This is a genomic window from Alteromonas sp. K632G (assembly GCF_017653625.1).
Taxonomy (GTDB): domain Bacteria; phylum Pseudomonadota; class Gammaproteobacteria; order Enterobacterales; family Alteromonadaceae; genus Alteromonas; species Alteromonas naphthalenivorans.
This window is the reverse complement of sequence record NZ_JAGGDM010000001.1, coordinates 405,205-426,904: the sequence shown is the minus strand read 5'-3', so window position 1 is coordinate 426,904 and position 21,700 is coordinate 405,205. Positions and strand designations below refer to the sequence as shown.

35 protein-coding genes and 2 tRNA genes are annotated in these 21,700 nt (G+C 44.0%); 5 read left to right on the top strand and 32 right to left on the bottom strand.

Annotated features, from left to right (window positions below; all coding sequences use genetic code 11):
- Positions 1 to 420 precede the first annotated feature (420 nt).
- Both J5X92_RS01945 and J5X92_RS01940 read left to right on the top strand, forming a co-directional pair.
- A tRNA-Asn gene (locus J5X92_RS01945) sits at positions 421 to 497 on the top strand.
- A gap of 28 nt (positions 498 to 525) precedes the next feature.
- A tRNA-Asn gene (locus J5X92_RS01940) sits at positions 526 to 602 on the top strand.
- A 1,549-nt stretch (positions 603 to 2,151) separates the two neighbouring features.
- Here J5X92_RS01940 and J5X92_RS01925 read toward each other — a convergent pair.
- Together J5X92_RS01925 and J5X92_RS01920 are read right to left on the bottom strand one after the other, a co-directional pair.
- A complete protein-coding gene (locus tag J5X92_RS01925) occupies positions 2,152 to 2,505 on the bottom strand; it encodes a hypothetical protein (RefSeq protein WP_208804443.1) in 354 nt (117 codons plus the stop codon).
- 523 nt (positions 2,506 to 3,028) lie between these two features.
- Positions 3,029 to 4,027: a tyrosine-type recombinase/integrase gene (locus J5X92_RS01920; RefSeq protein WP_208804441.1), complete on the bottom strand. Its 999-nt coding sequence runs from the start codon at positions 4,025 to 4,027 to the stop codon at positions 3,029 to 3,031.
- 497 nt (positions 4,028 to 4,524) lie between these two features.
- Here J5X92_RS01920 and J5X92_RS01915 point away from each other — a divergent pair, with 497 nt between their 5' ends.
- Positions 4,525 to 4,797: a helix-turn-helix domain-containing protein gene (locus J5X92_RS01915; protein ID WP_244360036.1), complete on the top strand. Its 273-nt coding sequence runs from the start codon at positions 4,525 to 4,527 to the stop codon at positions 4,795 to 4,797.
- Positions 4,798 to 4,908: 111 nt separating this feature from the next.
- The gene (locus tag J5X92_RS01910; protein WP_208804439.1) at positions 4,909 to 5,049 is read left to right on the top strand and encodes a hypothetical protein; all 141 of its coding nucleotides are present in this window, start codon (positions 4,909 to 4,911) and stop codon (positions 5,047 to 5,049) included.
- Here J5X92_RS01910 and J5X92_RS01905 read toward each other — a convergent pair.
- From J5X92_RS01905 to J5X92_RS01790, 24 genes are all read right to left on the bottom strand, one after another.
- Positions 5,039 to 5,596, bottom strand: a complete 558-nt coding sequence (locus J5X92_RS01905) for a hypothetical protein (RefSeq protein WP_208804437.1) — start codon at positions 5,594 to 5,596, stop codon at positions 5,039 to 5,041. The genes J5X92_RS01910 and J5X92_RS01905 overlap by 11 nt on opposite strands.
- 91 nt (positions 5,597 to 5,687) lie before the next feature.
- Entirely contained in the window at positions 5,688 to 5,867 is a 180-nt protein-coding gene (locus tag J5X92_RS01900) for a hypothetical protein (RefSeq protein WP_208804435.1), read from the bottom strand.
- 1 nt (position 5,868) lies between these two features.
- Complete coding sequence (locus J5X92_RS01895) at positions 5,869 to 6,411, bottom strand: Bro-N domain-containing protein (RefSeq protein WP_208804432.1); 543 nt, start codon at positions 6,409 to 6,411, stop codon at positions 5,869 to 5,871.
- A gap of 392 nt (positions 6,412 to 6,803) precedes the next feature.
- The gene (locus J5X92_RS01890; protein WP_208804430.1) at positions 6,804 to 7,376 is read right to left on the bottom strand and encodes a hypothetical protein; all 573 of its coding nucleotides are present in this window, start codon (positions 7,374 to 7,376) and stop codon (positions 6,804 to 6,806) included.
- The gene (locus J5X92_RS01885; protein WP_208804428.1) at positions 7,373 to 7,981 is read right to left on the bottom strand and encodes a hypothetical protein; all 609 of its coding nucleotides are present in this window, start codon (positions 7,979 to 7,981) and stop codon (positions 7,373 to 7,375) included. The genes J5X92_RS01890 and J5X92_RS01885 overlap by 4 nt, the downstream gene beginning before the upstream one ends.
- A complete protein-coding gene (locus tag J5X92_RS01880; RefSeq protein ID WP_208804426.1) occupies positions 7,981 to 8,325 on the bottom strand; it encodes a hypothetical protein in 345 nt (114 codons plus the stop codon). The genes J5X92_RS01885 and J5X92_RS01880 overlap by 1 nt, the downstream gene beginning before the upstream one ends.
- Entirely contained in the window at positions 8,322 to 8,549 is a 228-nt protein-coding gene (locus tag J5X92_RS01875) for a hypothetical protein (protein WP_208804425.1), read from the bottom strand. Before J5X92_RS01875 ends, J5X92_RS01880 begins: the two co-directional genes overlap by 4 nt.
- The gene (locus J5X92_RS01870) at positions 8,546 to 8,719 is read right to left on the bottom strand and encodes a hypothetical protein (RefSeq protein WP_208804423.1); all 174 of its coding nucleotides are present in this window, start codon (positions 8,717 to 8,719) and stop codon (positions 8,546 to 8,548) included. The genes J5X92_RS01875 and J5X92_RS01870 overlap by 4 nt, the downstream gene beginning before the upstream one ends.
- A 41-nt stretch (positions 8,720 to 8,760) precedes the next feature.
- Positions 8,761 to 9,027: a hypothetical protein gene (locus tag J5X92_RS01865; RefSeq protein WP_208804421.1), complete on the bottom strand. Its 267-nt coding sequence runs from the start codon at positions 9,025 to 9,027 to the stop codon at positions 8,761 to 8,763.
- Positions 9,017 to 9,652 (bottom strand): HNH endonuclease signature motif containing protein, encoded by a 636-nt coding sequence (locus J5X92_RS01860; RefSeq protein ID WP_208804419.1) that lies wholly within the window; start codon positions 9,650 to 9,652, stop codon positions 9,017 to 9,019. Before J5X92_RS01860 ends, J5X92_RS01865 begins: the two co-directional genes overlap by 11 nt.
- Entirely contained in the window at positions 9,652 to 9,885 is a 234-nt protein-coding gene (locus tag J5X92_RS01855) for a hypothetical protein (protein WP_244360033.1), read from the bottom strand. Before J5X92_RS01855 ends, J5X92_RS01860 begins: the two co-directional genes overlap by 1 nt.
- Before the next feature lie 48 nt (positions 9,886 to 9,933).
- The gene (gene ssb, locus J5X92_RS01850) at positions 9,934 to 10,296 is read right to left on the bottom strand and encodes a single-stranded DNA-binding protein (protein WP_208804417.1); all 363 of its coding nucleotides are present in this window, start codon (positions 10,294 to 10,296) and stop codon (positions 9,934 to 9,936) included.
- Positions 10,274 to 10,465, bottom strand: coding sequence for a hypothetical protein (locus J5X92_RS01845; protein ID WP_208804415.1), 192 nt, complete (start codon positions 10,463 to 10,465; stop codon positions 10,274 to 10,276). Before J5X92_RS01845 ends, ssb begins: the two co-directional genes overlap by 23 nt.
- Positions 10,462 to 10,695, bottom strand: a complete 234-nt coding sequence (locus J5X92_RS01840; protein ID WP_208804413.1) for a hypothetical protein — start codon at positions 10,693 to 10,695, stop codon at positions 10,462 to 10,464. Before J5X92_RS01840 ends, J5X92_RS01845 begins: the two co-directional genes overlap by 4 nt.
- 21 nt (positions 10,696 to 10,716) lie before the next feature.
- A complete protein-coding gene (locus J5X92_RS01835; protein WP_208804411.1) occupies positions 10,717 to 10,911 on the bottom strand; it encodes a hypothetical protein in 195 nt (64 codons plus the stop codon).
- A complete protein-coding gene (locus J5X92_RS01830; RefSeq protein WP_208804409.1) occupies positions 10,908 to 13,667 on the bottom strand; it encodes a toprim domain-containing protein in 2,760 nt (919 codons plus the stop codon). The genes J5X92_RS01835 and J5X92_RS01830 overlap by 4 nt, the downstream gene beginning before the upstream one ends.
- A 20-nt stretch (positions 13,668 to 13,687) precedes the next feature.
- Positions 13,688 to 13,927 (bottom strand): hypothetical protein, encoded by a 240-nt coding sequence (locus J5X92_RS01825; protein ID WP_208804407.1) that lies wholly within the window; start codon positions 13,925 to 13,927, stop codon positions 13,688 to 13,690.
- Positions 13,920 to 14,069: a hypothetical protein gene (locus tag J5X92_RS01820; protein ID WP_208804405.1), complete on the bottom strand. Its 150-nt coding sequence runs from the start codon at positions 14,067 to 14,069 to the stop codon at positions 13,920 to 13,922. Before J5X92_RS01820 ends, J5X92_RS01825 begins: the two co-directional genes overlap by 8 nt.
- Entirely contained in the window at positions 14,066 to 14,698 is a 633-nt protein-coding gene (locus J5X92_RS01815; protein ID WP_208804403.1) for a tyrosine-type recombinase/integrase, read from the bottom strand. The genes J5X92_RS01820 and J5X92_RS01815 overlap by 4 nt, the downstream gene beginning before the upstream one ends.
- On the bottom strand, positions 14,691 to 14,876 hold the full coding sequence (locus J5X92_RS01810; protein WP_208804401.1) for a hypothetical protein: 186 nt from the start codon (positions 14,874 to 14,876) through the stop codon (positions 14,691 to 14,693). The genes J5X92_RS01815 and J5X92_RS01810 overlap by 8 nt, the downstream gene beginning before the upstream one ends.
- A complete protein-coding gene (locus J5X92_RS01805; protein WP_208804399.1) occupies positions 14,869 to 15,144 on the bottom strand; it encodes a hypothetical protein in 276 nt (91 codons plus the stop codon). The genes J5X92_RS01810 and J5X92_RS01805 overlap by 8 nt, the downstream gene beginning before the upstream one ends.
- The gene (locus J5X92_RS01800) at positions 15,128 to 15,631 is read right to left on the bottom strand and encodes a phage regulatory CII family protein (RefSeq protein WP_208804398.1); all 504 of its coding nucleotides are present in this window, start codon (positions 15,629 to 15,631) and stop codon (positions 15,128 to 15,130) included. Before J5X92_RS01800 ends, J5X92_RS01805 begins: the two co-directional genes overlap by 17 nt.
- Entirely contained in the window at positions 15,612 to 16,055 is a 444-nt protein-coding gene (locus J5X92_RS01795; RefSeq protein ID WP_208804396.1) for a hypothetical protein, read from the bottom strand. The genes J5X92_RS01800 and J5X92_RS01795 overlap by 20 nt, the downstream gene beginning before the upstream one ends.
- A 3-nt stretch (positions 16,056 to 16,058) precedes the next feature.
- On the bottom strand, positions 16,059 to 16,238 hold the full coding sequence (locus tag J5X92_RS01790; protein ID WP_208804394.1) for a hypothetical protein: 180 nt from the start codon (positions 16,236 to 16,238) through the stop codon (positions 16,059 to 16,061).
- 120 nt (positions 16,239 to 16,358) lie between these two features.
- Between J5X92_RS01790 and J5X92_RS01785 the strand changes: the two genes are divergently transcribed.
- The gene (locus tag J5X92_RS01785) at positions 16,359 to 17,195 is read left to right on the top strand and encodes a hypothetical protein (protein ID WP_208804393.1); all 837 of its coding nucleotides are present in this window, start codon (positions 16,359 to 16,361) and stop codon (positions 17,193 to 17,195) included.
- Here the strand turns inward: J5X92_RS01785 and J5X92_RS01780 are convergent.
- The 6 genes from J5X92_RS01780 to J5X92_RS01755 form a co-directional block, all read right to left on the bottom strand.
- Positions 17,192 to 17,731, bottom strand: a complete 540-nt coding sequence (locus J5X92_RS01780; protein WP_208804392.1) for a hypothetical protein — start codon at positions 17,729 to 17,731, stop codon at positions 17,192 to 17,194. The genes J5X92_RS01785 and J5X92_RS01780 overlap by 4 nt on opposite strands.
- A complete protein-coding gene (locus tag J5X92_RS01775) occupies positions 17,724 to 18,167 on the bottom strand; it encodes a DUF5675 family protein (RefSeq protein WP_208804391.1) in 444 nt (147 codons plus the stop codon). Before J5X92_RS01775 ends, J5X92_RS01780 begins: the two co-directional genes overlap by 8 nt.
- Positions 18,164 to 18,529 (bottom strand): hypothetical protein, encoded by a 366-nt coding sequence (locus tag J5X92_RS01770; RefSeq protein ID WP_208804390.1) that lies wholly within the window; start codon positions 18,527 to 18,529, stop codon positions 18,164 to 18,166. Before J5X92_RS01770 ends, J5X92_RS01775 begins: the two co-directional genes overlap by 4 nt.
- Positions 18,530 to 18,611: 82 nt before the next feature.
- Entirely contained in the window at positions 18,612 to 18,875 is a 264-nt protein-coding gene (locus J5X92_RS01765; RefSeq protein WP_208804389.1) for a hypothetical protein, read from the bottom strand.
- 22 nt (positions 18,876 to 18,897) lie between these two features.
- Positions 18,898 to 20,193, bottom strand: a complete 1,296-nt coding sequence (locus tag J5X92_RS01760) for a PKD domain-containing protein (RefSeq protein WP_208804388.1) — start codon at positions 20,191 to 20,193, stop codon at positions 18,898 to 18,900.
- Complete coding sequence (locus tag J5X92_RS01755) at positions 20,193 to 21,695, bottom strand: SGNH/GDSL hydrolase family protein (RefSeq protein ID WP_208804387.1); 1,503 nt, start codon at positions 21,693 to 21,695, stop codon at positions 20,193 to 20,195. The genes J5X92_RS01760 and J5X92_RS01755 overlap by 1 nt, the downstream gene beginning before the upstream one ends.
- Between the last annotated feature and the right edge of the window lie 5 nt (positions 21,696 to 21,700).

The window sequence follows — 21,700 nt, the reverse complement described above, 5'->3', positions numbered from 1 at the left end:
GAATTAGTGGATAAGTAGCTCTACCCCAGCAATTACGCCCTATGCTGGGTAACCCCTTCCTAATTATGTAAGTGAAGACTAACCTTGAGATACTAAGCCGTAGGTTACATATTTATTAAACACTGTACACAATACCAGTATACAAAACATTTTTTATTCTATTTTATTATATAGGTTTCGTATTTTGCTACTCCAAAAAACGAGTCGCTGTTCGTTAATATTCACTCCTTCGATAATACAGTTAAATACGGCGATACGAATACTCGCTCAGTAATTAAGCATCACTTTCTTGGTTTTGGTGCAAACTTGAGCACAAAACCCCTGAAAAGCTATTTTTTGACCACTTAGCATAAAAAATTGATTAAGGTTGTTGACAGAAACCCAGATGCTCTTTAATATTCCGCCCCGTTGAAAAGCAGGTCCCCTTTAGCTCAGTTGGTTAGAGCGACGGACTGTTAATCCGCAGGTCCCCCGTTCGAATCGGGGAAGGGGAGCCAACTTTTCATCGACAACTTTAAGTGCAATTCCCCCTTAGCTCAGTTGGTTAGAGCGACGGACTGTTAATCCGCAGGTCCCCCGTTCGAATCGGGGAGGGGGAGCCACTTTTCTTCACTGGGAACTACTTCAGAGTTCACAGACATAAGTGCCTCAGGCCTGTATTTCACTGTTATTTCATTACCTTGCAAAACTATACTGTCTATAAAGGTTTTGAAAAATTCACGAACTTTACCCGGGTTATTCGTTGTTTTAATAATATCGGTAAGCAATTCACTTAATTCTGTTAAGTCACTCTCTGATATTTCCAACGTTGGTGGTTTCTCTGTTTCAGCCAGGGCAAGTTCGGTGTTTAGTTTTCGAACCGTTTCATTATTGGAGCGCAAGCGCGGGGCTAAATCTTGTAGGTTGTAATCTCCACTATCAGCTTCGAGTAATTCATAAAGTCGTGAGTTTTTTCGTTCATACTCCCTAATTTGCTGAATAATTTCATTGCATCGGTCGCGCTTTTTCTGTGCCCAAGAACCGCATAGGTCGTTTAATTGCAGTAACAGGTCTTTCAAATTTCGCTCTGTAAGCACTTCTGAGCAGATTAAGTCAGTCATCCAAGGGTCGAATATGTCTGAGTTGATTCTACGATTCTCACAGCCTCTACCTTGCTGTTTCGTGCTGCAATTGTAGTAGTAATAGTTTTTAGTGGCGCCCTTCGCTTTTTCTATCCTCATCGACTTGCCACATTTCCCACATTTCAAAATACCGGTAAAAAAACGAGTACTTTTAGGTGAGCCCGCATCTTTTGACGCTGCAGGGGTTTGTTCATCCATGGTTTTTTGCACTGCGTTGTACAGTTCCAAATTTACAATGGGTTCGTGGCTATCAACGAGGATCCATTCAGAGCGAGGTAATGCGCCGGCCCTGCTTTTTTTACCAAAAGCAATACGGCCCACGACACGTTCGTTACGTAACAGCACTAACACAGAGGTTTTATTCCATTTTTTTCCGCGGTTTAATCGTCCCTCAGCATTTAATAATTCAGCTATTTGTCGGCCGCCGTACCCCGACATTTTTAATTCGAAAATTCTGTTAACCGTTGGCGCTTCCATAGGGTTAGGAATTAAACGATTTTTATTTTTTTCGCCCAGTACCTTCTCCAGCTGATAGCCGTAGGTAAGAAAACCACCATTAAAATATCCTCTCTGAGCATTCGCTATCATCGAGCGTGTGGTGTCTTGTGATACCTGGCGGGAATAATACTCGTCGAATAGCTCTAGCATACCCTCGTAAATAAAGCCTGAATCGCCTGTGTCGATGTTTTGCGATACGTAACCCACCTTGGTATTACTTGTTGCTAAACGGCGCTTGTTTAACTTTGCTTCGAGCGCATTTCGGGCAAAACGGGAAGTACTCCAGCAAATAAAGTAGTCAACGTCGAAATTTTCGCAGTACGAAATAGCCTGTTGGAACGCGGGGCGATTATCAGAGGCGCCAGAAATACCTTCGTCGGTAAATATTTTTTTTACCTCAGCACCTAAGCTTTCAGCGTGAATTCTGCATTTCTCTATTTGGCTTTGTACGGGCAGTTCTTTTTCCGCCTGTTTCGCTGTTGAAACACGCGCATAAATTACACAAGTGGTCATTTTGTTAGTTCCTAAATCACTATCGCAGGGGAACGTCCCCTAGGTCGTACTTTTTCGCAATTCGTCTGATTGTATCAGTTGAGCGGGATATGCCGTGCTTTTCTAGTTCTTTGGATATGTCACAGCACGACATTTTTTGTTCTATGAAGCGTTTTATTATTTGTACGCACTGGTATTCCTGGTATTTCTTTATGGAAGGTACATATATTTTATCTTGCTTCCACTGGTTTTCTGGACTGCTGGCAACGTGCCAAATTTTCACGAACATTTCGGGACCCGCGATATTTGCAATTTCTCGCCAAAATTTAGGCAAATTTAGTTTGTCCAGTTCATCCATCTTTAACGCTTGGATTTCTGTTAAGTTTTCACTCATTGGTTTTTGCCCTATAACAGAATTTAAAAGTAGTGCAGATATGCTGGTACCCACCCTACCCGTATCAAAAAGGCCTTTATGCTTGCCGAGCCCCCACCCCCTCTAATAGTAATCAATTAAAGGGTTGTCTTGCAGATTATTCGTACAGTTAAAAGGTTTTAAACTGTATTTCTATTTTTTATTGCGCTTTTTGTTAAATGAGTATCGCTGCAGGTACTGGTTTATCGTGTCTGCCTATTTGTGTATTGCGTATTTTGTATATTAAGCGCAGTAACTATTTCCGTGAACCTAAATGCTATTGTCCGTTATTAGAGTGAGTTTCAAGGGTTGCTGCGCACACCCTCACACATTGCTTATCAGTTAATTGTAGGTTCCTATAATGTCTTTTCCACGCACCAATAACAAACCAAATGGACGTTTCTCTGGGTTGAACTTAAGTTGAATGCGGTCTGATATATAGGGAAAGACAGTCTCTGAAATGAGAGATGGTGTTACTGCTATGGGCAGAGCCCATAGCAGTAGGTTATTTGTTAAGGGCGTTGATAAGGGGGGTTACTGCAGTGGCTATTTTGCTGAGGGGGTTACCTTTGTCTACTTGCTTAGTCAGTTTGCGTAACGCTAACTGTGTGTATATCTCAGTGGTTTTAGGGTCGCTATGGCCTAGTAGCGTTTGCCTAGTAATGATATCTAAGTCTTCTTCCGCATACTCAGTGCCAGTTAGGTGGCGAAGCGCATGGGGATGGCTCTGATTTGCAGGAACGCCGGCTGATAAGCCCCTTTTCTTAATCATTTTCTGAATAGTACGCCTTGAAATGCGGCGATTCTCGCCATAATAATCCCAGGGCGGGCATAGACGATTCTGAGTGCTAACGAATAAAACCTGGTCACCATTGGGTAGCGTACGGTTGATATGGCGTAATTCTGGATGTCCGATATAAACGCGTAAGAATAATTGCGCCTCGAGCGGCAATGGCACCTGTCGTTCTTTACTACCCTTCTCTACTACTCTAACGGCTAAGCGCTCCGAATCATCATGCTCATAACTCACAATATGAGATAAGTTCATATTGACGACACCAGCCAACCTGAAGCCGCAGCCCCCCATTAATGCGATGATAGCCGCGTCTCGAACCCCAGTGAAAGTTTCAAGGTCGCAGCTTTGGAGCAGCTTTTCAAAATACTTCAAACCCATGGCGACGGGAATTTTCTGCGCCGTGGCCGGATACGATAACGTAAGAGTAGGGTCTGTAGCTATATGGCCATTGTCCGACAAATAAGCATAAAACCCTTTTAATGCGGCAACAGCAGTACGACGGCTTTGTGGCACCAGTTTCTTTTGATGTAAGTAAAGGCCAGTAAACTGCTCTAAATTACCTGGTTTAAGTTCAAATGGATTAACCAAATGCTCTTCACAGTAGCTGTGGTAAAGACCAAGGTAATAAGCGTACTTCTTTATTGTTTCAGGTGATCGCCCTTCGTTCAGCTGTTTAAACTGCAACCACTCTTTAACCAAACTTTTCATTTTAAAAGGTTCCCAGGGGCATATTCTTACGGACAACCGGACATTTCCCCCTTTTTATCGCTACAAGCCACGCAGAACAAGGGCAAAGCACTGTCCGAAACTGTCCGAAAAAACCGATCACCCCATTTTTTTTCGGACAGTTCCGACCAGTACCTTATTTGAAAACGGACATTTGGACTTTTCTCTATATCTATCTATCTAATTATTATTTAAAGAAAAAATAAAATAATAAGGTGAAGTTGAAACGCGGCAGAAATGTGAAAACTGACAGGAATGGAACGAAAACTGACAGTTTAAGCATAAAAACTGACAGCAATAAAAAGCGCAATAAAAAATTAGTTATATATATTATAAGCTTAGGGTGATTAAACGATGGTTTTAGTTAAAATGTCCAATGTCCAATGGTTGCGCCCCCCAGTAAAATGTGAAAAATACCCCCAAAATGCTCGAACGCCTCGCTTTAGGTGTTCGGACTTAGCTAAAACGTAGAGGTACTGATGAAACGCCTGCCACCATCTTTTGATGGTATGCAATTGCGAGTTCTACGCAGGGAGGCTGGATTAACACAACAACAAATAGCAGATGCGCTGGGAATAAGCAGGGAAACAGTGGTTGCTATAGAGAACAATAAGCCTTCGGCTATTGAGGGATTAAAGCTTAAAACTATTCAAATGTGGTGCGGGGTATGTAGGCAACACCACGTTAGATTTAATACGTTAGATAGATTTTCTAAGTACACACTGTCTTTAATTTTTTGCCAAAAAGAATAAAAATTGACTTGGTTATTACAAACCGATTAGTAATGTGGATTTGAATTAACAGATCGTACAACTACAGACTGATAGTATAAATACGCGCCATTGCAGTAAAAGGAATTAAACATGCAGCACGACACATTTATTCTATCAAGCCTACTCGCCTCTATTAAAACAATACTTATTAGTATGGAAGAAACCGGTACCGACCACACAGCTGCTTTGCACTGCCTGATTGAGCAGTGCGAACGTGTAATTAAACAGTAAATTTATCTAACCTTGGGAGAACGAATCTTTCAAAGTAGGCTCTGTAATTTAGTAGGTGGTTGCTAGAAAGGCGTCTCTCTATATATCCTTCACTTCCATATAATCGCAACGATACTGATTTTGCGGAAACTATTTTTTTAAGCACTTCTGGTCTTATTTGATAAAGAGCCTCTTCTCTAATACTTTTTGCACTTAATACTTTTCTCGAGTTTCTAGATCCACTAATTGTCATCAGTTCAACAGGCTGATTATCAACGAGCAAAATTAAGGACTTACCAGGAGAGATAAACTGCCACTGCTCACCTTCTAAAATAGCAGCAATCCAAAGCGTGTGTTTTTGGTCTATAACATCTGTAAACAGGTCAAGTGTTAGAAACTGCAGACTTAAAAACTGCTGCCCTTCTAGGTGGCCTGCATTTAAAGCGCTATATCGTTCGAAATTTTGGTATGGGTCTATTTTTACTTTGTAGCCTTGCTGTAGCTCTTGCTGAGTAGCGCCACAACCGAGAAGTGTTAGAGAAAGAAGTATTAAAACGAATAATTTCACTGTGAATTCCTTATCAATTAAAAAATTTACAGTAATGAGAACTAACAAAAAGCGCAATAAAAAAGCCCACATTAATTTGTGGGCTTTCGTTTTATCGCTCTGCTCTTACCAGTATTTCTATTTTCTCGGTGGCTGGTTTAAGCAGCTGCACCATCTGAAACGCTTGTAGGTGTTCTACTGGCCCATCGTCCATATTTTCGAATAAGCTTTGTAGCCCTTTCAGATATTCACTTATCTCGTAGGCGGTTTGATATCGGCTTTGACTTCTCATGCTACACCCCTAATTCTAGCTGCTGGCCTAGTAGCTCGGTGTTTGGCATGGGTTCGCCTAGCTGATTGCAGATGTTGCGCAACGTAGTGATATACGCACTTTTGGCAAATTGGTCGCGGCAACTCACTAATTCCTGAATGAGTTTGATTTTTTGATTGCGCAGCGCGATAAGTTCTTTGGCAGGCAATGTACCGAAATACCCCTGTTTTTTAATAGCAGGTAATACATCTTCACATACCCATTGGGTAAATTTAACCGCTTCTGATTTACTTGATCTAAATGCAAGCATAAACAGAGCCGGCTCACTTATAAAAATTGTCTCATGAGTACCGGAAGGTGTTGCAGAAAGTGCAATAGCTCGCCATGTTTGGGGTATATTTTTAAGAGATAAGTTACCTCTCCATGTCATTTCAAGCGCCAAAACCACGTCTTTAGCACCAAAAAACACATGACCGTTTTCATCAATGGCTGTTCGAATTTCGCTGTTAGAAAAGGAAAATGGGTTATGCGTAGCCTGTGAAGGCATAAGGATAGTATTAGTCATAATATGACACCTATTGATTTTAAGTTAGTAATGCCACCATGGGTGGCGGGTCTCAACTAGAGCATCAATAGAAGCTCCGGGCCTATTTCCCCTAAGGGTGTTTTATTACGCCTCTCAACCCGCCATAGGAATTATGGCGTGCAACTGCTTTACAGGCACAAAAAAACCGCAAAGGCTAACGGGTGCGGATTACCGCTATTGAATTTCTAGTGCCTGTAAAACTACACCTGAATTATTCGGGTGTCAAACTTTGGTTCTCCTTTCAATTTCAACAAGAATCATAGCGCCTATGAAGCAGTGAATGGATATAGCACCAAATTCTGTGGGTAAGCCATAGATGAGGTCGGCTAGCAATGTAAGCCAACCAGCTATTGTTAGTTGGATGCTAATTTTCACGACTCACCCCCTTTGCGTAGTTGTTCTGCATAAATATCCGCAAGCAAACTTGCTTGACCATCATTCATGCCCGATTCAATACAAGAGGCGTAATACCCAATTCGCTTCTTCTCTATGGCGAAATTTCCTGAAAACTCAGGTTCAAACATTACTGATTCATCAGCGGTACGAGAAAGCCTGGCAAGTACTCTGGCTAGTTCATCTGGCTTATGATTCGCTAATGACCTGTTTAATTCACGGTTTATAGCGTTTCTAAAATAAGAAACATCAAGCCCATAGCGGTTTTTACCGTTCTCTATCGGCAGTAGATTTTGCTCCAACTCTTTCACCCGCTCACGTAGTTGTTTTATTTCCGCGTAAGGGTCAGAGAATTTACCCTCGCTTAATTTCACAATCATATTCCATGCTGCGTCATAGCAAGGCCAATCGTGTTCAACAACTAGGCATTCTTTAACGTTACCATCAGGACAAAGCTCGCTTTCAACGCTATGCAACACCTTGCCTTGGGCGTGACTTAAGTTTTTTCGCTTAAAAACTACGTATCTGTTTTCTCGTTTGAACATACTCACGACTCACCCCCTTTGCGTAGTTGTTCAACGTAGATTTTATTCATGCGTAGCCAAATATCTTTGCACAAATCCCACGGAACTGTAGCCGTTAAATCAGATAGGCCGCTTTCATCGCTTTCACCATTGCACATGTGACAGCTATCATCTTTATCTTGCCAACATTCAGGGCAGACTCGACCATCCTCTATGACAAAGTTAAACTCGCCAATACAACCGGCTTTCGCATGTCGCGGTATTTGGGCATTCTCAAACGCCTCAACCTTCTGCTCTAGGGCGAATTTGTTTAGGGCTTTTTGTCTTGGGTGTTCTGCATTTTTTGACGCGGCTTGTTTTAGATACTCCGTTTCTGCCGCTTCTGACATAGCTAAAATATTATCGGGAGATATATCCGTTATACATCCAATATTCATATTTTCTTGGTATTCCTGGGCGCTTTTGAAACCCTCATACCAAACATCTCCATAGCGACCTAACAGAACGCATACTTCGCTTTCAAGCTTTTGTACATTCTGCTCCAATTCCTTCAGCCGCTCACGCAATTTCGCGTTCTCTGCACGCGCATCTATTAGTTTACTTCTGTCGCTTGGTTCGCAATTGAAAAACATTATTGCTCTCCCGCATTTTCTTTTAAGCCGGCTGCCTTAATGGCCGCATAAACTTGAATTTCAGGAATATCCAGAGCAGTTGCAATGTTTACCACTGGGCAATTTAGTGAGATAAGCGAATCTAACCGTTTCTGATTTTCTTTATTCAGTTTGGGCAAGTTAACTCTATCTAATAACTCACTGCTTTCTGGGTTTGTAGGATTCATCAACCGAATGAACTCAAGCTTAAGGGTATGCGCTTTTTTACGCGTTATACCCATTGCGTTAGCTATCTCCATGTTGCCCGAGTTGCGCGCTAGTAGCTTTTGAAGGTGTTGCTGCTTTTCATTAGATAATGTGATCATGCGCCCAACCTCCCATAAGAAACGATTAGCGCACTACCTATCAAAATAACCACAGTAGCGGTGAAAACATTGCCCATTGTTTGCATGACTTTTAGGAACCATTCAGGCTCTTTTTTACAGCTAAAGCCAAACAAGCGCGCAGATACCATCATTCCAACCAGCAGGCCGCCAGCACAAGCGCTGCTTAAAATGGCGCATACGGCCATTAGTAGATAAGCTTTCATAGCACTAGCTCCGTACGCGAAATGCCCAAGGCAAATATAAGGTGGAAGTCGTCAATTTTACGTCGATTATTGCACTGCAGCTGGCGCTTAGATTTGTTGCGCTTCGGCATGGGTATTTTAATACGTTTAGGCTTCAACTCTTCCAAGCCTGGTAATTGTTGTTGTTCCATTGTTAGTTCCTATTGGTTTGTTGCCCGTCTGGTCCACGGGGTTAGCTAGCTTTGCCTTTCCACGTAGTATCTAGAATGTTGTATTTACATTCGTCGATATCTTCTAGGTAAGTGACTTCGGCTTTAATGGTGTAAACACCTTCTTCTGGCTTAACATGCTTCGGTAAGCGGTCGTGCCAGTCGTCGGTGCCCCAGTTCTCAATGTCGCCGGTGATTGTGTCTGGCGCGTTTGCTGTGACGCCTAGAACGCACACGCCAATAAGGCCTGTGCATACAACGATTTCTGCAAGGTCGGTATCATTCTGCATCCGCGACTTTCCTTGATTTATCGAATATTTTTACTTGTAGTTTTGAGAGGTTGAGTAACGTCGGCTTTAGTTCATCCGGTTGTAAGCCGTACTTATTGCGGTTCAGCTGTAGCAATAACTTTCTATCAACAAGCGACAGGTTTTCCATATTGATATTTGTCTTGTCTCCATCGACAAATATAACCACCTTACCTTTGGGCACAGGGCCATTTTCTTTTTCCCAAATAACTATGTGCTTGAATCTGTAGCGGGTTGAGGCGCCAGTATGTGGGTTTTCCTCTGCTACTTTAATGAGTACATACCCATCCTTGTTACAGATTCGCTCATGGCCAATAGGTTTCAGATTAGAGGGCTTCTTGCCTTTTTTGAATTGAGTGGCTCTACTGTTTTCATGAACTTGTATGCCCTTTTTACCATTGTTCCAAGGCATATCACCTTTAACGAAATGCCCAGTTCTACCTGACTTAATCCCGTGATTTTTCAAACACGCTCGCAGTTGTGATTTCGTTTTATTAGTAGAAAACGCGTCGTTGAATAAAGTGGTGAGTTTATCTATGGAATATAAAGGGTACTCAGCCCTTAAAAATTTAAGCTGTTCCTCTGAATACTTGAATGTTGAACCCATTATTTTGATTCTCCAATCTGCAAAGGCGCCTTTATAAGTCCATACTCTAATTGCAGCTCCTTGGCTTTAAGCACCGTGCTAGCATTATTGACAATATCTTTAGCTATACTAGATACCGCTTTAGCTCTAGCCACTTCCTCCTCTAATTCCTTACCAGTTCTATCTTCCTCTGAAAGCCTTTCCAATTGTGCAAATAAATGGTCGTTCAAATCGCTTAGTTTATTTTTCATCATTAGTTCCTTACTTGGTTGAATAAGCCCGTCTGGTCCACGGGCGTGTTGTTATACGCTTTGCGCTTCTTTTCTGCCGAGCAGCTGCACATCGCCGCTCTGGTCTACAATAATTTCGCAAATGCTTTTGTCGTTGCCGTTGCTGTCCTGGTATGTGCGCGTTTTCTTTTTACCTTTAACATAAAGCTGATCACCCTTCGCTCTGAACTGATGAACAAGCTCTGCTCGCTTACCCCAAATGATTACCCGGTGCCATTCGGTGTCTTCCACTGGGTTTCCATTTCGGTCCTTATAAATTTCACTGGTTGCCAGATTAACCACGCACTTGGCTACGTTGTTAGGCGTATAAGCTAGCTCGGGTTCATTGCCCAAATTACCGATTATTTGAACGTTATTTAGTCCTTTGGTTGCCATTTAAACGCCTCCATAATTTACTGGTTGCCTCATGCCGAGAACGACGTTCAACAATAACCATGATGAAAATAATAAGAATTAAACACGCTTGTAGTGCGTCACTTTTAAAATAAACCGACGCCACTGTGATAAGGCCTAAAATGGCCAGTAGTGCATTAATTAAGTTCATTGTGCTGCCTTACTAAGTACCCGACGTTGGCGGTGTGGTAAACGGTGCTCACTATGTAGCTGTTCACCTGGTTGCATTTCCCGCCAGCCTTCAACGCCATCGGGACTGGTATCATCCCAATTAAAGTCTTTCGCGGGGCCTTCATAAAAACGCTCGTTATTTAAAATAACGCTCACGTTCTGGTTCTCGCTTACGGGCATGCTCCCGAAGTTTGGTAAAAAAGCCATCATGGTTGTTACCTCGTTATGTTGTTAGTTCACTTTTAAATGGGACACGCAGACACCCCCACGGCGGCCGGTCACTTTTACTAATGCATGGCGATTACTTGGGGTGCTCCATGCGGGAGAAGTGGTTCGTACAATCTCGAAATCGTAGTTACCTTTCACTGGGTAATATTTGAATTGGGTACCTTCGGGGTACGTTTTGTTGAAATAGGCTGCGTTCACAGAAGTTGCTCCTTTGGAGGTCTAAGATTTTCTGGTGCAGTTACGCTAATGCCGTACTGCTCCATTTTTTTCACATCTAACCGCTGCATGTGACCTAGCCGTGTGCCGTTTATACTGCGTACCACGCCATCGTTATTCATCACGCCTGCTTGCTCGATTTGATGTTTTAAAACACGGGCGGTTTTCACTGGCATGTTGTTGTACTTTTCACGCAGGGCCACGCTGGTAGATAAGTGCGACATCATGTGTTTTACCCGCACACATAGGTACCGAGGTTCGCTGGGCGCCATGGGTTCACATTCAAATACATAGGGGTACACGTATCGGCCAGCTGCAATTTCATCCATGATGATTTCAACAATCCAAATCCATGGTTCGCGATCGTTATTGGTGTCTGAAATATGGCTATTCATTTCAGCAATAAGGTCACGTTCGAAGGCATCAGTTTCTTCTTCTATGCCTGCAAATGAGCAGACTAAACGCCATGCGGTCATTAAGGCTGCGTAGTTATTCACCATACGCTCTGCGCCTCGGTCGTCTTCTCTGGCACGGTTGAAGTGCTGACATTTAGCTAGCGCTATCTTGTAGCTATCAAGAACGGGCTTTTTGCCAAGCTTCGCCAGCCATTCAATCCATTCATACATGGGAAATTTAGGTAGGCTCTCGTCTAGCATGGGGCCTTTACGGTTTGATAAATCGGTACGAACCGTTTTACCGGTTAAACTTTCTACCGGCACATCTTCCCCAGCCAGTAGCACCGGCGCTGAAATAAGGAATGGGGTTTGTGCACTGCCACGGCTGGTTTCAGTGTAGTTATAACTTTCTTGGAGTAACGACACGGCACGGGCGATAATTTCAGACTTACGAGCACTGAGTTCTTCCCAGCCAATAGGATGGCTAGTACCGGATACCGAGGTCATTAAGCGGTATTCGGTGCCCATGCTTTGGCCTGAAAACATTTTCATGCCGGTTGTGCGCTCAAGGCGTTTTATTAACGTTGATTTACCACTGGCCTTGCCTGCCTGCACGATTAAATGCGGCCAAAAGCCTAAGAATAATTTCAACTGAGCCCCTAATATCCACACTAATGCTCTGGCTGCAGCATTGTCTTTGAAGGTTTCTTGGTAGGCGGCAACCACTTGACTAGCATGACCACGCATACCGCGGGGAAATGCAAAATTATGGTAGGGACATTGCTGTGCCGGCTCAGTGAAAAAACAATCTTTTCCCTCGTTTACCCTGGGCTTACCACCTAAGTAGCAAAGACCTACAAAGTTCGCCGCTTCTACACTGCCAATGCCAATAGTGCGTTCAAATATGTTTAGCATTCTAGAAAATGCGCGAGGGTTATAAATTGGTCCGCTTTTGCGCCAGTGGTCGAGGTTATGCAGCTGCTCGTCGTCCATCACTCGGCGCTGCAATTTTTCGCCGTGCCTTGTGGTTTGGTATATGGCCACAAATTGAATTCGAGGGCTGTTATCTTCCTCCCCACTCATGGTGGCACTGGCGCTGGCAATTTCAACGCGGCTAAGGCCGGCTACCCGAAACCCTGCCACATCGATGTTTTCAATTTTTTCGTCACCTTCGTTGTCGGTGCTAATTTTAATTGAACTGGTGAAGTCGGCTTTTACCCGATACTTCCAGTACTGCTGGTAATCGTGATGGGGTAACCATACTCGTGGTTTCGCACTTATGCTGTCGTCGTTATCTTTTCCTGCTAACCCTGGTATCAGCCATGGCTCTAATTCACGAAACGGGCTCTTGCTCTTAATGTTTTTCCACACGTCGTTGGCATCTTGGCCATATTCCCATTTTGAACGGTCGACAAAAAAACAGGGAACGCCAGCGGCTAAACAACCTTCGTGAATTCGCCATTCCGCTTCAGCGGAATAGCAACGAAACGCCCCATTTGGATTACGTTTGTCTGGTTTGGGTTCGTCGTGGTCGTAACAACAAATAACAGTTTTACCAATAAACAGCTGCCAGTTAACTTGAACTTGGGTACCACGCAGCGCAATGGCGCATGTGGTTTTGTCATTCCAGAATGCCGCTTCAATACTGAGTGCATCTAGTGGCCCTTCGACTACATATACTGTTTTCGCCGTACGCAGTGCTCTTGGGTCTAGCATCCAAAACACGCCATTCTTTTGGCCTAGGGATTTGGTTTTCATCCCGCCGTTTAATTCTGGTACGTAATAACGATAATCAACTGCAGCGAGCATTTTTGTGTTCGGTTGATAGGTAAGGAAGCTCACCGCTTCACCGCCCCAATGTTGCTCGCCTTGTTTTAATTTGGGGCTGGTGTAATTAGTCCAACCCAGTGTTTTATTGGTGATACCTGCACTAATGACGTGATCGGGAATGCCCCGTTCATTTTTTAAGTAAACACGGCAGCCTTCTTGATTCTCTGAACTCTTACTTGCAATGTACGCTAGCTTTTGCAGGTCTTGCTGTTCTTCGTCTGCATCATCGATGGTAGGCAGGAAGTGCAGAAAATAGAGTTCATGCAGTTTTTTATTCGCGGCAGGGTAATCGATATCGAAATACCACATTGCCAAATCGATAATATTACCGCCACCTTGGTTATGCGCATTACGCCATACCTGGTGTTCAACATTGATAATGACCTCTGGCGCCTCACTTTGAGGTCTGCTCAAGGTTTGCAGCACCCCATTATCACTGCTCATTTTCATGCCCATACGCATGGCAGCGTCGGTTAATGGGATGCGTGCTCGTAACTGATCTAACGTCAGCATGTGTAAACCTCGTTATTAATCTATTGGGGCTGTAAACGGCGAAATATATTGACTATCGCTTTAATGACTACCAGCTCGGCTAGGCGCTCAATTAACAACGGGTTGTCTTGCATAAAGCTATTGATTTGCTCATCAAAAGGGGGCTGCACTTCGCTGCCCTTTGCTTTTTTTACAAGCCGAGCAATATCGTGCTCGAGCATGACCAATTCGCTTTCAAGCATCTGCAGGTTTTCGCGGGTAACTGGAGACGTTTCAGACATTGTGAATAGTTCCTTCTCGATGCTGCCCAAAACCAGATTCACGATCTTCTTTTTTACGGCGCGCAGCATCGGCCAATAAGCGCTCATGCTGGCGCTTTATTTCTTCACGCAATGGTTTAAAGGTTTGACGAATAGCACTCATAGCGCAGCCTCCTGCATTGTTTTTCGTAGGTCGTCGCGGCTAGGCTGTGTATAAACCTGAGTCGTAGTGATGTGTTCATGGCCTAAAACAGCTTGAACCTGCCTTAACCCTTCACCGGTTGTGGAATTTTGTAGTCTGCGTACTGCCCATGTGTGGCGTAACCAGTGAGGTGAGGCTTTTACAATGCCTGCAGTGTTGCACCAATGCGTCATTCTCTGCTGATACGCTCGAATACTCATGCGCTGCCTGCGGCGAGACAAAATTAACGCCTGCTCGTCATAACTACTCTCGGGGTTAGCTGCTATCATTTTGCGGCGTATTTTTAACAAGGCTTCCAAAGCTTTTCGCGCTGCATCAACTAAATAGATTTCCTGTTTTTTATCCAGTCCACGCACGCTATCTTTCTTGCCGCCCTTTTGTTTTTCCGAGGCCAGATGCAAGTAGCCTTTATCCAGCGCTTCTAATGCATCCGCTTCATCTAACAAGTGTACCGTTTGCACACGCCTTGCCGTATAGCGCATCAGCAGCATCCAGTTAAGGTCACGCTCGGCTTCTACATCTTTGAATTTACGTAAGGTGCTAAACAGTATTTTTTCTTCTTCACGGGTTAAACTTTTAACTTCAGCCATGCGCCTGCTCCTTACGGTTTTGCTTGGCCAGTAAGCGCTGCGCTAATTCCTCCCCAAAGAACAAACCAAGTGCACCATTTTTAAGTGCAATAGTTTGATGGCCAGCACGGTTTGTATTTACCTGGGTGATTCCTGCTTTTCGTAAAGCTGCAGGAACAGCCGTAGCGTTATTACTCATTTGGTAACTCCAAACCCACCATTTCTGCTTGTAGTTTGATTAAGTGCATGTAGGCGCTTTTTTGCTTGTCGTTGCAGTCTGTAGATTGCATGTGCAGCAATGCTTGAGACATTGACGTTAAAATTTTGTCGCGCACTTTTAACCGCTTAATAATCAGCTGTAACTGAAACTTGGACATATCAACCATTTCTGATTGCGATGCGTTCACGTTCGCTTCACTCTCGTTCACTTTAACCACCGTTAATTGTGTTTTAGGTTCTGCTGACATGGTTTCTCTCCGCTTCTTGCTGCAGGGCAACTTGCACACCAAACCACTGCGCCATTTTTTTATTGCCGGCACTGGTAATGGCGTTTAATTCTGTGGGGGTAATAATGTCGTCTTCGATGGCGTCGTAAATGCTTTGGCAGGTTCTGCCAACCGCGGCCTGCCATTGACAGAATTTGTCGAGCACTCGTTCGGTTGGTTTTTCACTTAAGTCGACCGGCACGGCCACAAACCCACACATTGCATTTATTTGAAAAAGCAGGCTGAAACATTCAGTACAGTTCATCATTTCAACCGCATCTATCAGCCCTAATTTATAATTAGGTAAATTGGGGTTTAGCTCGTTACGAACCGTATTGGGCGTTTTGCCTAGCGAGCAGGCAAACATCTCTGCAGCACTGGGGTGACTTTTCAGCAACAGATGCGCAGCATGTAAAACTGCGTTATAGTTACGTTGACTCTGCATTAGTTCATCCTCGAATATTTGCATTGTTAGTTCCTGCCACGGGCTCCTGGTCCGAGCCTGTGGCAATCACTTCTTTCTTGTTGTATCCCAGCACATTCAAATCATCTTTTATGTCACAGTTAAACGTGAGAATAATGGCGTGTGCGTCGTTTTCTGTAATCGTGATGTAGGATTTAGAAAAATCTTGTCGGCAGAAAAAAAGCATAAAGACAATCTCGCCTAAAACTTCTTTAACTTCGATTTCGATTTTATTGCTATCTAACGCCAGCCATCCATGTCGATGAAAATAAGTGAGAGTAAAATAACCATACATATACTGAAAGACGGCACCTACCTCCAGCATTAGAGTGGAAGGCTCTCCCTCGCAGTACAGATGTGAAAACGTTCCGTTTTCTCTTGCAGCTGAACTGTAATCTATATGTTTTACTGGTTGAGTCGCTTCAGGCATACGTTACTCCTGACGCGCAATAGCTGTGGTGGGGGAGTTTTCGAATCTTCGAATACCCGACTCAACACACAAGGCGATGATTTGAGATTTTGACCGCTGCTCTCGAAGCGCCGCTTCGTTGATGCGCTGCTCGAGTTCAGGTGTGGGCCGAAAGCACATAGGTTTGATTTTTACGTTAGACACTGCGTAATCCTCTATTTTGAGTTAGAATGTATACAAACGAATACAATGTTTATTATAGATTCAATATTTGGGATTTAAATTCATTTTTTGGGTTTTTTAATACCGATTTAGAATAAGTTTATGAATAATCCGCACGAAAAAGAATTTACGCAGCGTTTGGAATGGCTGCTAGCAGATAGGAAATTGACGCCCTGGGCCAAGAAACTTGGACTTTCTTCGGGTACTGCCGCCCGTTTATTGAAGAACGTTGTGCCCGGTTCTGACATTCTCACTGCGATAATGCGCACTGAACATGTAAACCTGAATTGGTTGCTGGAAGGTCGCGGCCTACCTTTTATGTTAGATAGCTATACAGAAACGGAAGCGTTCGAGAATATGCTGAGTGTTCATGCTCAAGATGCTGAATATGATGCATATTTGTGTTTTAACGACGAGTTAAAATCTGCTGCTGTCGTACTGACACAACCTGCTGCCTATACATTTAAAGACAAAAGTATTGCGTACCATCAAATCGAAACATTGTGCGGCCCCTATAAATCACCGTTCTCTATAGAGCGCGCCCTTACTGGTTGTAATATCAATTATTTCGACCTACCAGAGTTTCAATTCCCCGCATTTACTCGAGGCCAGTACGGGACTTACAAACTATTAGGCGATGATAGAGTGCCAGGTATGGTTAAAAACACGCAGGGCGGTACCCAGTTCGCAATGTACAAAAGGCAAGAAGCACAGCACTACGACCACATAAAGCCAATTAGCCACTATAAGTTTTCAATGGATGAGAAATTAGCGTTGCTAGACTTAATTATTTTAACTGCAGAAGAGCATAAGCTCACCGAAAAATTAGACAGAAAAGTAAAGCTAGATGCGCTTGAAACATTAGAAGAAATGAACAAGCGCGCTGATAGCTTGACGCCAAAAGAAGTTGAATTTGCGTTAAGAGCGAGTGTTCACTAGTTTTTCTTTTGAGGTCGTTGTCCGAACCACCAAAAAAATATGGTTGTGGCTATATATGCCACCATACGCCAGATTTCTTGTGCTGCAGATAGTCGAAGTTCAACATCTAGCCCATCAACCTTTGAAATTAACGCGTTCGCTTCTACCAGTATAATTGTTATCGCTACCGCTACGTATAGCGTTAGCGCGGGCCTTACAATACCCCGTATTACATCGACAATACCTAACGCCCCAATTACCCATGTAGGTGCACCCGTATCAGGCATGTATTGCCGCTTGTCGTGATCGTAGCTGGCCGTTTGCATAACAAAAGCATTATTGTCAGCTTGTGCGGCTGCTTCTTGGCTTGCAATGCTAAGGTTCGCCTCGCTTTCCAATTTCACCATATTTGCATCGTGATCGAGTCGGTACTTTTCCTGCTGTATTTCTAACCCTTTTGTTTTGTACTGAAACAAACTTTGGACTGCAGAGCCTAGAATGCCGGTAGCGCCACCGCCTACTACGGCCATCAGTGCATCACTTAACCATTCAAACATTTTCTTGCTCCCATGCGTTGCGTATTGATATGCGGGCTGGCTGGCCAGCTAATATATTGTGAAAATCGCCAATGGCGCGTCGAGTATCAAAAATAGCCCGTTGGTTTTGGTGTACTCCAGTGCGGTAACCAATCAGAACACACCCTAGCACGCTGGTTTTCAGCCCTTTTTCTTTATTGCCTGCCCATGTACCAGCATGAGCTAAAATGCTGCTCCGCTGGGGTACATCCTCTATGAGGTATAAATGAGAACGACCACCAATAGGTTTGCGTGTTTTAACCAGTCGCATGGAATAGTCGCCTGCAGGAATGCAGCTCAGATTAGGTAAGTTATCGCGCCATGGTAGCTCTAAGGTGTGCGCAAACCATGGCCCAATAAACATATTGCCAGGTGTGCCTTGCTCGTCAGTGGTATGTCGTAGCAGCTCAATAGTCAAAACCGCAACTCTACTTTTACGAGTCTGTCGTCTAGTTCACGACTTTCTGACTGCTGTTCACGAAGTTGCGTCTTTACCTCTTCCAGCTGCTGTTGCCATCGCCCTTGGTCTCGCAATGCATCATCAGAGGTATAGCGCTTTTGATTAGCCAAGTTAAACGTTGTGATCATCGGTAAAACGCTCGCTTTCAACTCAGCCATAGCGATGTTCAGCTTTTTAACTTCTTCTTGCAGTTGCGAGTCTTTGTTTTGAATATCTTCGAATACGAAATTACTCAAAAATATCAACAACGAAAGCAGCAATGTACCCGAGTTGAGATATAGCCAATTTTGTGGCCCTGGGTTTTTGTCAGGTTCAGCCATCGAAATAACACCATATAATTGCGAAATTAGATGGTGTTATTGTCGCGGCGGAAACCGCGCAGCACTAGGGCAAAACCTCCGCTTAGCTGATGTTGCCTATGGTCGCGGCTTCTTTTCCGCGCCCCCAGCGAACCTGTCGTATACCAGATTTTTTAGCCCAAATCTTTATTATTTTCTTATACTTTGGACTAAGATTACCGTGACCTAAGTACACGGTAATATTATCTTCACCTTCCGATTGAGCGAAGAATTTAAAAATGCCGTCTTCCGACTTTATTCTTACAATTCTTGCAGTTACGTACTCTTCAACAACAATACCGTTAATAACTTGCTCGTTATAACTCATGTTTTCGCGTCCTGTACGTTAATTACCGTCTGAAATACGATGCGCTTTGATAAGGCACCATTTCACTGGCTGTCATGACCAGCCCGTCGCTATCACCGGTGACATACAACACAAACGTGAGTTCAAGATTGTTAGGGTCTTCACCCTTTAAATCACCTGTTCGCGCAGCTATCACTACTTCACGAATCATATCTGGGTCATCAGTGGATGAAACACTTGAAGACGTCGACGATAAAACTTCAACGGAATCGATACCGGGCTGATCGAATCTAAAGAAACCATCAGCATCATTTAACACACCATCATCTGGTATTAACTTAAAACGAAAAGCTTCACGGTTTGCCCTGCCCTCAAAAGCCTGCACGGTTCCGTCGTGATGCAGTTCCCAGCGTCGAGTATCCAGCAGCTTAAGCAGCGCACTTGTTTCGAACGCCGCCACATCGATGTGAACAGCAGCTGCAGCGCTTCGGTTACCGTCGGTATCAATAGCAATCACATCAAACGACACACGTTGTGCTGTTGTGGTAACTGGGGATTCAAACGTAGGCGTTGCGGTAGTTTCATCTTCAAGCGCTACAGTATCGCCAGCAGTTTGCGTCCACTCATACGACGCAATGGGGTTCGTGCCAGGTGTTGAACTAGATGCGTCTAGCTGAACAGTTACACCCGCCGCCACTGACTGGTCGGTGCCAGCGTTGGCGGTTGGCGGGGTGTTCTCTGCAGGTAAGGCCGCAACGAGTACTGTAAACTCACTGAAGGCGGTTTCTCCGTCAACGCTCGTCGCGGTAACCCGAAAGGTATGCTCTCCCGCTTCATTAACGGTAATGTCCGGTAGCAATTCTGTCGCAGTATCAAATGTCGGTGATTGACCGCTCGTACAAGTCCAAGCTATCGAGGTGTATTTGTCTCCCTCAACGGTTGGTGTGAACGTACCCCCATCCGTTAACGTACCGCTAAAGCTGGCTGCGATAGTAGGGACAATTGGCACATAGGCCAAGATAGAATGGGTGATATATACGGGTTCGGAACTGTCCCCAGCGTCATCCTTTACGATCAATTTAAAAACAAGGTCTTGCGCGTAGTCTTCTTTTGGGGCGGTATATTCTCGGGTGTCACCCGTACCCGAAAGAACAACCGCATCCCCATCCGTTTGCGTTATCGTATAGGTTTCTATTGTTCCGTCAGAGTCATACGACCCTGAGAAATCTAAAGTAACCTGAGAATCCGCTACAATCTCTGAAACGTCAGACCCAAGCACAGCAACCGGTTTTTCGTTAGGGGGAACAGTTGAGTTAAAACCCCCTTCAGTGTTAAACATTACTCAGTTACTCCATAGAAACCGGTACCAGTGATAGGTGGGTTATCGCCTTCATAAATACCCGAGACTACCGTTCCGACCGGTAACGGTAACTCCAAGGACGCCGCCCCATCTACGAAACTAAGTAAGCCACTAAAAACATCGAGGTTTCCACCGAATCCGTGAAGCTTGATATGGTGATCACCATCGGCTATGCCTGTGATATTAATATTCAGTGTTGAGAATGAATCCACGGTCACGGTGTACAAATCTTTAAACCAGTCTGCAAATTGCTGCCGCATGACTTCCCCGCCATATTCGCCAGGGTGAACCGCATCTACTAAGAAATCGTTGTTTTCCGCAAAGGCCGCTTTTGTGAACCCATAAAAATCATATTTAGGCACTTCATTTACGCTGTCCCAGCTAGAATCCCCAACAACCTCGGATAAGAATGGGTGTACGATGTTCGTGTTATATGGTTCGGAACCGCCTGAGTCAGGTGGTACTGAACCGTAGTTTCTCCATGAAATAGGCAACCAAATTACATTGAGTCCAGCATCCGTGAACAAAGAATAAAGTTCTTCAAAACGAGGGCGCATTTGCAATATGTACTGATTGGTGTCTTTGTTTGCCGCGTAGGTAGTAGAGCCTGAAACATCGTTACCCCCCATGTGAATTAAAATCGTGATATTTTCAAGGGTGTAACCAAAGTTGAGAAGGTTTGTAATGTACGCAGGAAAGTCTAGAATCGCTTCTTCGGTATCTTCTCCACCATGGCCATACTGAAACACTTCAACTTCTACGCCATGCTGTAGAAACTTCCACTCTAAGTCCCTCACTCGGTTATTCTGCAACGCAGCTTTTAGAATTGATGCTGAAAATGAGGCAAACACTTTAGCTTTGGACTTATCATACCTGCTGGTATCTTTAATAAACCCCGCTTCAGGGTGACGCCAGCCGTTGTTGACAGGGGTGTAATCTAAAGTACGGGTTTCACTTCTAGGCGCAGAGTAAGTCCCATGCTTTGAACTTATAGAGTCAATACAAGTCATACAGTCGTGGGTTTCATTTAGTTTGTATAACCGGTTATTTGTAGACTCGGCGTCGTCTAAATCTTCAAATAATATGTCCCAACTAATGCCCGTTGATTCTAGTGTGTTCGCTCGTTGACCAAGGTATCGAAACTCTACCGTTCCGGTTGTTACACCTGTTTCTTGGTGAATTATGTTTTCACGGGACTCTCCATCGTAGATGGTTAAAACATTACCCACCCTTTCTATCCACACTCTATTAGCATAACTGAGGCCGTCACGCTCCCCAGAGGGAGAGTTGTGCGTGGTAAGGTTGTAAGTGCTATTTGCTAGTTTTATCGTACCTAAGCCACGAGTTATGTAGTCTCGAAAGTCATGCGTACCTATTGTAATGCCTGAACTATCGCGCCTATAGCTAACTCGAAAATCCCCCGTAAAAATTACCGAAGGTATCGTGACGACAAAGTTCTCATTATTCTCTGTTAACCGCATTGTTA